This window comes from Streptomyces sp. NPDC051109, from assembly GCF_044455885.1.
In the GTDB taxonomy this organism is placed as follows: Bacteria; Actinomycetota; Actinomycetes; order Streptomycetales; family Streptomycetaceae; genus Streptomyces.
Map to the genome: position 1 here is coordinate 25,512 of NZ_JBITFF010000039.1, position 10,557 is coordinate 36,068.

Here is a 10,557-nt window from a genome sequence, read left to right on the forward strand (position 1 = left end):
GCCAGTTCAGCGAACGGCACCGGGGGCGGGTCCGCACGGCCCGTCCCCGACCCACAGACCACATGGGCTAGGAGACACAGTGCGCGTTCTCTTCACCGGACCGGCCTCGGCCGGTCACCTGTTCCCGATGATCCCCACCGCGCAGGCCCTGCGCGCAGCGGGCCACGAGGTGCTGTTCGCGTGTTCGCAGCCGCTGAACCACCTGCGCCAGGCTGGATTCCCGATCGTCGAGATCGGCGACGGCCGCACGATCCGGGAGGTGTTCGAGCAGTCCACCGGTGAGGAGGCGCGCTACGTCAACCCGGACATGAGCACGGACCAGATCCTCGACATGGCGGCGCGCGGGTTCGCGCTGGCCTCCCGGCCCACCGTGGACGGGCTGCTGGAGACCGCCGAGAACTGGGGTGCCGACCTGCTGGTCTACGACTCCTTCCAGGCATCCGCCCCGCTGGTCGCGGCCAAGCTCAAGATCCCGTCGGTGATCCAGAACTTCGGCGTCACGTCCGGCCACGACATGGTCGCCCGGCTCGCCGCGAACTTCACCGAGGCGTACGAGACGTACGGGGTGGAAGCGCCCGCCGCAGCGACCGCGCTGGACATCGTGCCCGCCTCCCTCGGCGGCGACGACGGCGGCCTGCGGATGCGCTACCTCCCCTACAACGGGGGCGGCACCATCCCCTCCGGGCTCCTCCGGCGCGGGGCCCGCCCGCGGGTCGCCGTCACCCTGGGTACCGTGCTCACCGAGATGGACGGCGTCCGCGCCATCATCCAGCTGACCGAGGCCGCGGCCTCGGTCGACGCCGAGTTCCTCCTCGCCGTCGGCGACGCCGACCTCACCCCCCTCGGCACCCTCCCCGACAACGTCCGCCCGCTGCCCTGGACCCCTCTCGCCGAGTTGCTGACGGCCTCCGACGCGCTGATCCACCACGGCGGTTCCGGCACCATGCTCACCGCCCTCCAGGCGGGCGTACCCCAACTCCTGCTCCCCCAGGGCGCAGACCACTTCACCAACGCCGACGCCCTCACCGCCACCGGCGCCGCCCTGCGCGCCGCCTCCGACGGCGTCGACGCCCCGCTCCTGACCCGCCTCATCGGCGATCCGGATCTGCGGGAGGCCGCCTCCCGCCTCCAGGCGGAGAACGCCGCCCTGCCGAGCCCGGCCGAAACCGTACCCGCCCTCGAAGCCCTGACCACGAACTAGCCGGCGCCGCAATCCGACCGCCGGGGGCCGGGCACCCGTTGCCCCCGCCACCGGCGGTCGGCGCGTGCCCGGGCACGGGCTCGTGCCCGGGTGGGACGTAGGCGGCTTGACTCTCCACCGGCTGGAGACCGGAGAGTGGGTGCCATGAACGGCACGACGTCCTTGCACTCGATCGGCAGCCTTTCGACCCGGACCGGCGTACCGGTACGGACCATCCGGTTCTATTCGGACATCGGACTGCTGCCCCCGACCCATCGCAGCCCGGCCGGCTACCGCAGCTACGACAACGCGGCGCTGATCCGGCTCCGGACCATCTGCGCCCTACGAGAGCTCGACGTCGATCTCGCCACGATCCGACGCGTCCTCGGCGGCGACCTCTCCGTCGCCGAGGTCGCCGCGGCCCAAGCCGACGCCGCCGAAATCCAGATCCGCGCGCTGCGCCTGCGGCAGAGCGTGCTGCGGCACCTCGCCCGGCGCCGCCACGAACCCGAGGAGACAGCTCTCGTGCACCAGCTCATCCGCCTGACGTCCGAGGAACGGCGCCGCCTGGTCGCGGACTTCATCGACGGCCTCACGGCCGGTACCCCGTCCGAGGCCGCCGCGGCAGCCGCGCTGCGCAGCGCCCTCCCCGACCTCCCCGACGACCCGACGGACGAGCAGGTCGCCGCGTGGATGGAAATCGCCGGACTCATCGCCGACGACGGCTTCCGCGCCCGCATGGCGCGGGCAGCGCTCCCGCCCGCCGACGAGGACGCCCTGCCGGGGGTCGCCGCCGGGACGGCGGCGGAACTCGTCGCCTTCGCCCGGCAGGCAGTCGCCGCCGCGAGGGAAGCGGGCACCGGTCCGCAGGACGGGGAGGCCGCAGTGGTGGTCGATGCCGTCGTGGCACGCTTCGCCTCCGCACTCGGCCGCCCTGTCGGACCCGAGCTGAAGGAATGGATGGCGGGTCGGTTCGAGGAGGGGCACGACCCGCTCGTCGCCCGCTACTGGGGGCTGGTGTGGACCGTCAACGACTGGCAGGTGGTCCCCGGGCACCTGCCCTTCCAGCCCTGGCTGGTCGAGGCCCTGCGCGTCGGGCGGCCGGAGCGGTAGCGCCGCACCCCTCGGCCGAACGGCCGGGGGAAGGAGGTCGGAACGACACCGCTGAGCCGCCGCAGGCCGAGCTCGAACTCCCGCCCAGGCAGCGGCCGGCCGAGCGGGGGCTGGCCGAGCGGGGGCTGGCCGAGCGGGGGCTGGCCGAGCGGGGGCTGGCCGAGCGGACGCCGGCCGACCTGGCGCGGCGTACCCGGCGCATCCGGCTTCGGCCTACGACAATGCTCGTGTGCCGCAGACCTTCACCACGCGAACGCTGGCCGTCGAGACGGGCTCCACGGAGACCGTGTACGACCTGACCGAAGCCTGTGCCGAGTTCCTCCGGGACGAGGCGAAGGGGCGCAGCGGACTGCTCAACGTGTTCACGCCTCATGCCACGGCCGGGCTGGCCGTCATCGAAACGGGCGCCGGCAGCGACGATGATCTGCTGCAGGCCCTGCATACGCTGCTGCCCGCCGACGACCGGTGGCACCACCGGCACGGCTCCCCGGGACACGGCCGCGACCACGTGCTGCCGGCGTTCGTACCGCCGCACGCCACCCTGCCGGTGGTGCAGGGCGAGCTGGCACTGGGAACGTGGCAGTCGGTCGTCCTCGTCGACACCAACCGCGACAACCCGGAGCGGACGGTGCGGCTTTCCTTCCTGGCCTGACCGCGCCCCGGCCCGGCACGCAGCTGTGCGTGTCACAGGAATGTACTGAGGGGTGGTGGGAAGGAACGCTTCGCCGGAGCGGGCAGGTCCTGGTGATCGGAAACGCTCGCTCGTACCCACTCGTACGAGCGAGCGGCGCCCCCGACCGATGATGAGGAAGAAGCGATGCGCGTCAACAAGCTCACGTTCGCAGCCCTGGCCGTCACCGCGACCCTCTCGCTCACGGCCTGCCAGAGCGGCGACGGCGGCAAGGGACCGAGCGACCCGTCGTCCGCGTCCACCGCGCCTTCCCCGGGTGGCGGTTCGCCCTCGTGGAGTGCGGATCAGGGCGGGGGCAAGGCCTCCGGGGGGAAGAGCTCGGCCGGGCCGGGCACTCCCGGACAGGGCACGGCCGCCGGGACCGGTTCCGGCGCGAACGGCAAGGCCGCCAAGTGCCGCACCGACGAGCTGGAGATCACGGCGATGGACAACACCATCGACGGCGACCCCGACGGCACCGTCGCGGTACAGCTCAAGAACCGCGGCAGCCGGGACTGCACGTTGTCCGGGTTCGCGGGCGTCGACCTGAAGACGAACGCGGGGTCGCTCTCCGCGAAGCGCAGCGGGGAGCAGGCCGGCGCGGCCGTGCTCAAGCCCGGGAAGTCGGTGGCCTTCGGCATCAACTACCCGATCAACACCTCGGGCGGCTCCGGCGTCCGCGTCACGGGGCTGCTGGTGACTCCGCCGGACGAGACGAAGTCGGTCACCCTCGACTGGCCGGGCGCCGCCACCCTGCCCGTCACCGAGGGCCCGGGCTCCCCGGTGAAGGTCGGCCCCATCGGAAGCGCCGGTCAGGGCGACTGACCCGCGCGCCCGGGGATCTGTCCAGGGCCGGCCGGCGCCGCGAGCCGGCCCTCGCGGATCATGCGCACGGTCGTCGCCCGCTGCGGGTGGCTCCTCATGTGCGTGTCGGTCATGAGGCGACCGTGGTGCGGCGCCTCCTCCCCGCGCCGCCCGCCCAACGGTCGCGTCCGCGCGGCGGGGCCCCGGTCGGCGACGCCTATTCCCCTCCCGGCCGGTCCTGCAAGGCCGTGATGCGCTTGGCCTCCTCGATCGCGTACTCGAATCCGGCTTCCGGATCGCGCAGCAGGCGTTCCGTGGCCATCGCATGGTGACGCACTCGGGGGTCGGGGTCCGTCGTCGCAGGGCGCAGGGCCGGCAGAGCGGCCGCCTCACCGAGGGCGATCAGGGCCCGGCTCAAGCTCAGCTGCGTGTCACGCCCGCCCCGCCCCAGCTGCGCCGCCAGCGCTCCGGCCAGTTCGGGCTCCTCGCCTTCGGGGACGAGCACCACCGCCGCCCGCCAGGCGCTGCGCGCCACCTCGTCGTCGGCGTCGGACAGGAGCGCCCCGGTGATCGCCGGCCATGCCCGCCGATCGCCGATCTTGGACAGCGTGTGCAGCGCCTGGCTTCGCGCCTGTGCCCGATGGGAACGGAGCTCATCGATCAGCCGTGGGACCGTGAGGGGTGCCGCGTGACGGGTGAGCGCCCACGTCAGCATCTCCCGCACCGAGAAATCGGGCTCGGCCGCGCACCGCTCCACGAGTTTCTCCACGGAGCGCGCGTCAGGAGTCGAGCCGATCGCCAGCGCCGCCCGCAGCCGCACCGACGGGCGGCCGTCCTCCAGCCCCCGCAGTGCGCTCACCGTGTCCGTGTCCGTGTCCGTACTTGTGTCCGTGTCCGTGCTCGTGCCCCGGTCCGCCGTGGTCATCGGAACCACCTCCTTGACGGCAGTGAAGACCTTGTCACCGTGTCAAGGTCAAACGCCGGAGCCGGCCCCCGCCCCCGCGCCGGAGCGCGAGGGCGCTTCGCCCCGCTACCGGGCCGCGGCTCGGAAGGCCGTCGTCAGGTAGGCCACCGCTCCCGTCAGGTCGCCGGTCATCAGGAGGTGGTCCGCTTCGGCGAAGGGTTTCGACGAGGCCTGCGTGAAGCGGCCGCCGATCCGCTGTGCGGCGATCGCCCGGGCCCGGTCCGCCACCGCGCGCCCGGCCTCCGAGTCGGCCCCGGTCGTACGCTCGACCGCCGCCGCGGCCACGGCGAGCGCGCGCAGTGCCTGCTCACCGCCCTGCGGTGGTGCGCCGAGCGTGGTCAGGCCCCATCCGTACGGGAACTGCGGGTCGTACGCCGCGTCGCCTACGTTGATCGGCAGTTGGGCCTCCGACTTCGGCCAGGTGACGGGGAGTCGGCCGGTGAACGGCCGCTTCCCGTACAGCACGTCGGCCACCCCGTCGCCCTCGGTGCCCGGCAGCCAGGACGCGATCAGCGCCGTCATCCGGTCCAGCCGGTCGCCGATCAGCTGCGGGCGCCCGGAGACCACGAGCACCGCGCACCGCATCGCCGCGCAGACCCGGTCCACGGCCGCCTTGTCGGCCCCCGAGAGTTGCAGGTCGCGGCCGTTGCCCACGTCGCCGACGCCTTCCGCGTAGGGGGTCTCACCGACGACGACCACCCCGACGTCGTATCCGGCCGTCGGCGCCGTCGCGTCCTTGGAGTACGTCACCGATTGCGGCGAGGCGGCCGCCTTCCGCATGCCTTCCAGGATCGTGGTGCCCACGGTGTTCCGCCCCGACGAGCCCTGCCAGCTCACGGTCCAGCCGCCCGCCTGGTTGCCCAGGTCGTCCGCGTTGGAGCCGGCGACGTAGACCTTCTGCGAGGGCTTCAGCGGCAGCAGGCCGCCCTCGTTCTTGAGGAGGACCTGGGACTTCGCCGCCGCCTGGCGGGCCACCGCCCGGTGGTCGGACGAGCCGATCGCCCCGAGGCCGGAGCGGTCGGCGTACGGCTGCTCGAACAGGCCCAGCTCGAACTTCCGCTCCAGGATCCGCCCGACGGCGTCGTCGATCCGCGCCTGCGGGATCCGGCCCGCGGCCGCCTCGCCGATCAGCGTGCGATGGAAGTCCTGGTACGCGCTCGGGACCATGATCATGTCGAGTCCGGCGTTGATCGAGGTCCGGACGTCGCTCGCGTAGTCGCCGGGGATCTGATCGATGGCCTGCCAGTCGCTGATGACGAAGCCCTTGAAGCCCATCCGGTCCTTCAGCACCCCGTTGATCAACTCGGCGTGGGCGTGCATCTTGAGCGGGCCGGCGTCGTCACCGGGGAAGTCCACCGAGGAGTAGGAGGGCATGACCGTCCCCACCCCGCGCTTGACCGCCTCGCGGAACGGCGCCAGGTGCAGCGCCTCCAGCTCCTGCCGGGTGACCCGGGTGACGCCCTGGTCGATGGTGTACGAGCCGGTGGTGGAGGAGCCGTACGCGGTGCCGCCGTCGCCGACGTAGTGCTTGGCGGTGGCCAGCACCTTGTCCGGGCGGTCCAGGTCCCGGCCGTCCGGCGCCCCCTGCATGCCGCGGATCACCGTCTCCATCGCCGTGACCAGCGCCGGGTCCTCGCCGAAGGCCTCGTACGAGCGGCCCCAGCGTTCGTCGCGGGTGACGCACAAGCAGGGCGCGAAGTCCCATGGGACGCCCGTCGTCCGGACTTCGGCGGCGGTCACCGCACCGGCCCGCTCGGCCAGTTCCGGGTCACGGGAGGCGCCCAGGCCGATGTTGTGCGGCATGATCGTGGACCCGACGACGTTGTTGTGGCCGTGTACGGCGTCCACACCGTAGATCAGCGGGATCTGGAGTCGGGCCGCACGGGTGCGCAGCTGGTAGCCGTCCACCATGTTCGCCCACGCCTCGGGGGTGTTGGGGCTCGGGACGGAGCCGCCGCCGGACAGGAGCGAGCCCAGACCGTACGCCGCGATGTCGCCGGGGGACTTGAGGGCGTTGCGCTCGGCCTGGGTCATCTGCCCGGCCTTCTCCTGCGGGGTCATCCGGGCGAGCAGGTCCGCGACGCGTTCGTGCACCGGCAGCGTCCGGTCGAGGTACGGCAGCCCGTGCGCGTCGATCACGACGAGCGGGTCCTCCGCGGGCGGCCGCGCCCCGGTCACGGTCAGCTTCACCGGCACGGTCTCGGCGGTTTCGCCGTACCTGTCCTTGGTGGTGGTGACGGTGACGGTACGTGAGCTGCCGGAGGGGGTCCCGGCCGGGAACGTCAGCGTGCCGGTCACCGGGCGGTAGTCGGCTCCGGGTGTCGCCGTGCCGCCCTCGGTGGCGTAGCCGACGGTCACCGGCTCGGTGAGCGGTCCGGAGCCGGTCGTGGCCACGGACACGCGCACGTCGGCGGATCCGCCTTCCTTCACAGGATGAACGGTCGTGTCGGTGACGACCTTGGTCTGCACGACCGGGTCGGCCGTCCCGTACACCTCCAGTCCGTCGATCATGAACTCACCGGAGCGGCCGACCGGGAAGGTGAAGGCGTAGCCCCACATCTCGGTCAGCCCGAGCACGTGGTCGATGCCACCGACCGGCTGGTAGTCGGTGCGGTACTCGAACCGGGAGAACGGGATCTCGACGAGGTGCCAGCCCTGCCAGTCGTCGGTGAAGGAGGTCGTCCACAGCTCGGACGCCTCGCCGTTGTCCCCGCCGTCCTTGAGCTCGAAGTGCACCCGGGGGCCCGATCCGGGCGGCAGCGGTGCGGTGTTCTGCCCGTACCACCAGAACCGGACGCCACCGCGGGCGCTCCAGTCGTGGGCGGGCCGGTCGAAGGCGAAGTCGTGGGTGTAGCCGCCCCAGCCGCTGATGTCGTACGCACCGTGCAGCACCTTCGCGCCCTCGGGGGCGTCGGCGCGCTCCCGGAGCTCCAGCCGGGGCTGGTCGTCGGCATCGCCGCCCCAGGTGAAGATGCCCTCGGCGGGCGGCCCGGCGAACGGGATCTCGCCCTCGAAACGGTCGACCGCCGTCGGGGGAGGTTCCCCGACGGCGGCCGTGGCGGTGGCCTGTGCGAGCGGGAGGAGTCCGGCGAGGACGCCGGCCACGCCCAACAGGGCGGTTCTGAACCGGCGCCGGGCCGGTGTCACGCGTACGGTGGTCACAAAACGCCTCCGAGGTCTATACCACGGGACAGGACACCGCGTGAGTCAACTGAACCGCCCTGCCGGCGTCAAGACTTCACGTCACGACTGGCCGAATGCCGCCGAATGCCCGCCTGTACGGCGGTACTGCGGTCGGCTGCGTTCGGCTCCTGAACCCGTACTTCGGAGTGGAGGAATACGCCACCGAGGGCAACGCCACCTGCCGGAGCGGGCGTTGTGCATCGTCAGTGCGGGGTCGGGCGCTCCCGCCGGCCGAGGCGGGACGCCCTTGTGCGGAGGTAGTGGCGCTCGGGGATGCTCAGGGTGAGGCGGGCCGCCTCCTCGTAGGCGTCGCGGGCGGCTTCGGTCGCGCCGGCGCGTTCGAGGAGGTGCGCGCGGACCGCTGCGAGGCGGTGGTGGCCCTTCAAGCGGGGTTCCAGAGCGGTGAGTTCGACGAGACCGGCTTCGGGGCCGTGGACCATCGCGACGGCCACCGCGCGGCCGAGTTCCGCCATCGGGTCCGGGGCCCGGGCGACGAGCAGGTCGTACAGGGCGAGGATCTGCGGCCAGTCGGTGTCCTCGGCGCGCGCCGCCTCGTCGTGGAGGGCCGCGATGGCCGCCTGGAGCTGGTACGGGCCGGGAGGGCCCTCGGCCAGCGCCTCCTCGACCAGGGCGGTGCCCTCGGTGATGGCCTCGGAGTCCCAGAGCGTGCGGTCCTGTTCGTCCAGGGGGATCAGCTCGCCGTGCGCGCCCGTACGGGCCGCTCCGCGGGCCTCCGTCAGGAGCATCAGGGCCAGCAGACCGGTCACCGCGCCCTCCCGGGGCAGCAGGCGGCGCACCTCCCGGGTCAGCCGGATCGCCTCGCGCGCCAGGTCGGCGCGGTGGAGGGTGGGGCCGGAGGTCGCGGTGTGGCCCTCGTTGAAGATCAGGTAGAGCACCTGGAGGACGGTGGCCAGCCGGGCGTCCCGGTCTTCGGGGCCCGGCGGGTGGAAGGGGTGGTCGCGGAGCTTCGCCTTCGCCCGGCTGATCCGCTGTGCGATCGTCGCCTCCGGTACGAGATGGGCCCGGGCGATCTCCGCCGTGGTGAGGCCTCCGACCGCGCGCAACGTCAGCGCGATCCGGGCGGCGGGCGCGAGCGCCGGGTCGCAGGAGAGGAAGAGGAGCGTGAGGGTGTCGTCGTCGGCCGGAGCGGCCCGGGTGGCGCGGGGTTCCAGACGGGCGGCCGCCTCCTCGCGCCGCGCCCGCGCCTCGTCCGCCCGCAGCCGGTCGGTCAGCCGCCGCGAGGCCACCCTGATCAGCCAGCCGCGCGGATTGGCGGGTGTCCCGGCCTCCGGCCACTGCCGCGCGGCGGCCACCAGGGCCTCCTGGACGGCGTCCTCGGCGGCGTCGAAGTGCCCGTAGCGGCGCACGAGCGCGCCGAGGACCTGCGGCGCGTGCCGGCGCAGCAGGTCCTCGACCGTCTCCGCGGGCTCTAGGGGCCCCTGTTCGCGCACGTTCAGCTGGTGAAGAGCTCGGACTCGGGGCGCTCGTCGATCTGCCGGATCACCACGGGGTGCTCCGGCGCGCCGGGCGGCTGCGGACACCGGGCGACCCTCGCCGCGATCTCGGTGACCCGCTCCAGGCTCGCGCAGTCGAGCACCCAGTACCCGGCGAGCAGCTCCTTCGTCTCCCCGTACGGGCCGTCCGTGATCACCGGCCGGCCGTCCTTGTCGGCGGTCACGAACCGGGTCCGCGCGGGCTCGACGAGCCCTTGTGCGTCGAGCAGCTCTCCGGACTCGGCGAGGTCGTTGTTGATCGCCTCCATGTGCGCGAACATCGCCTTCAGGTCCTGCTCGCTCCAGGCCGGGCTCTGCGCGCTGCCCTTGCCGCCGTAGGCGTCGTAGTCGACTTGGGAGCCCTGCACCATGACGAGGTACTTCATGGTGTCCTCCTTCGCTCGTGGTTTCCCTGTTGCCTTGCACAGGGGACGTCGGAGCCGGGCTCCGATCCTCGACACCTCGCGGGGTCCGTTCCGAATTCCTCTCGGATTCCACTCGCGGGCACCACGGATCGAAACTTTGCGCCAGTGGTCACGGGCGATCCGAGCCGGCGCTCCTGGGGGCTGCGCGGGGCGACGTCGCGGCCTCAGCCCCGGGCGGCGACCGCCTCCTCCAGGAAGGTCCAGCCGTCGACCTTCACCTCCCGCCTCTCCCGCGGGTCCCATCCGCGGGCCAGTGCGGTGTCGAGCAGGAACCGGACGGTGCCCGGTTCGTGCAGGTTCAGGGCGCCGACGCCGACGGCTCCCACCTCCCCCGATCCGGTGGTGAAACCCGAGACGTACCGGCCGGGGCCCTCGTCGAAGACGAAGCGCAGCAGGCCGCCGGCGCCCGGCGGCCGGGTGCGCAGGGTGAGGGTCTTGCGGCAGCCGCCGTCTTCCAGCACGTGATGGCCGTGGCGGACGGTCCACAGGTAACTGCGCCCGTCGGCGATGAGCGGGCGGGACTTGTTCGAGGAGCGGGGCATGCGGCCGAGCGTACGCGGCTCGACGGGACACCCCTCAGGGGGCTTTCGACCGCCTCGACGGGCCGCCCGTCGATGCCTGCGGCCGTATACGCGAAAGCGCCCGGCCGGGAGGTTCCGGTCGGGCGCTTTCGTGCGTGTGCTGTCCGCTGGCGGCTTAGTACCAGTGGTGGGTCTGCCAGAAGT

Annotated in this window: 9 protein-coding genes; 4 read left to right on the forward strand and 5 right to left on the reverse strand. The window is 72.9% G+C overall.

What is annotated here, in order from left to right; genetic code table 11:
* The first annotated feature begins 79 nt into the window (after positions 1–79).
* From ACIBAD_RS36115 to ACIBAD_RS36130, 4 genes are all read left to right on the forward strand, one after another.
* Positions 80–1,201 carry a nucleotide disphospho-sugar-binding domain-containing protein gene (locus tag ACIBAD_RS36115; protein WP_134067827.1) on the forward strand — a complete coding sequence of 374 codons (1,122 nt, stop codon included), beginning with the start codon at positions 80–82 and terminating at the stop codon, positions 1,199–1,201.
* A gap of 144 nt (positions 1,202–1,345) precedes the next feature.
* The gene (locus tag ACIBAD_RS36120) at positions 1,346–2,293 is read left to right on the forward strand and encodes a MerR family transcriptional regulator (RefSeq protein ID WP_134067828.1); all 948 of its coding nucleotides are present in this window, start codon (positions 1,346–1,348) and stop codon (positions 2,291–2,293) included.
* Positions 2,294–2,522: 229 nt separating this feature from the next.
* Positions 2,523–2,945, forward strand: a complete 423-nt coding sequence (locus ACIBAD_RS36125) for a YjbQ family protein (protein ID WP_134067829.1) — start codon at positions 2,523–2,525, stop codon at positions 2,943–2,945.
* 165 nt (positions 2,946–3,110) lie between these two features.
* The gene (locus tag ACIBAD_RS36130; RefSeq protein ID WP_398911199.1) at positions 3,111–3,788 is read left to right on the forward strand and encodes a DUF4232 domain-containing protein; all 678 of its coding nucleotides are present in this window, start codon (positions 3,111–3,113) and stop codon (positions 3,786–3,788) included.
* Positions 3,789–3,984: 196 nt separating this feature from the next.
* Here ACIBAD_RS36130 and ACIBAD_RS36135 read toward each other — a convergent pair whose 3' ends face one another.
* The 5 genes from ACIBAD_RS36135 to ACIBAD_RS36155 form a co-directional block, all read right to left on the reverse strand.
* The gene (locus ACIBAD_RS36135) at positions 3,985–4,692 is read right to left on the reverse strand and encodes a HEAT repeat domain-containing protein (RefSeq protein ID WP_398911201.1); all 708 of its coding nucleotides are present in this window, start codon (positions 4,690–4,692) and stop codon (positions 3,985–3,987) included.
* Positions 4,693–4,797: 105 nt separating this feature from the next.
* A complete protein-coding gene (locus ACIBAD_RS36140; RefSeq protein WP_398911203.1) occupies positions 4,798–7,893 on the reverse strand; it encodes a glycoside hydrolase family 3 protein in 3,096 nt (1,031 codons plus the stop codon).
* 224 nt (positions 7,894–8,117) lie between these two features.
* Entirely contained in the window at positions 8,118–9,365 is a 1,248-nt protein-coding gene (locus tag ACIBAD_RS36145) for an RNA polymerase sigma factor (RefSeq protein WP_398911205.1), read from the reverse strand.
* 2 nt (positions 9,366–9,367) lie between these two features.
* The gene (locus tag ACIBAD_RS36150) at positions 9,368–9,793 is read right to left on the reverse strand and encodes a YciI family protein (RefSeq protein WP_134067834.1); all 426 of its coding nucleotides are present in this window, start codon (positions 9,791–9,793) and stop codon (positions 9,368–9,370) included.
* 203 nt (positions 9,794–9,996) lie between these two features.
* Positions 9,997–10,374: a hypothetical protein gene (locus ACIBAD_RS36155; RefSeq protein ID WP_398911207.1), complete on the reverse strand. Its 378-nt coding sequence runs from the start codon at positions 10,372–10,374 to the stop codon at positions 9,997–9,999.
* Positions 10,375–10,557: the final 183 nt, after the last annotated feature.

Bases quoted from the DNA above. Each gene is read 5' to 3' on its own strand.
- ACIBAD_RS36130 (WP_398911199.1), top strand. From the start codon at position 3,111: ATGCGCGTCAACAAGCTCACGTTCGCAGCCCTGGCCGTCACCGCGACC.
- ACIBAD_RS36135 (WP_398911201.1), bottom strand. From the start codon at position 4,692: ATGACCACGGCGGACCGGGGCACGAGCACGGACACGGACACAAGTACG.
- ACIBAD_RS36120 (WP_134067828.1), top strand. From the start codon at position 1,346: ATGAACGGCACGACGTCCTTGCACTCGATCGGCAGCCTTTCGACCCGG.
- ACIBAD_RS36150 (WP_134067834.1), bottom strand. From the start codon at position 9,793: ATGAAGTACCTCGTCATGGTGCAGGGCTCCCAAGTCGACTACGACGCC.
- ACIBAD_RS36155 (WP_398911207.1), bottom strand. From the start codon at position 10,374: ATGCCCCGCTCCTCGAACAAGTCCCGCCCGCTCATCGCCGACGGGCGC.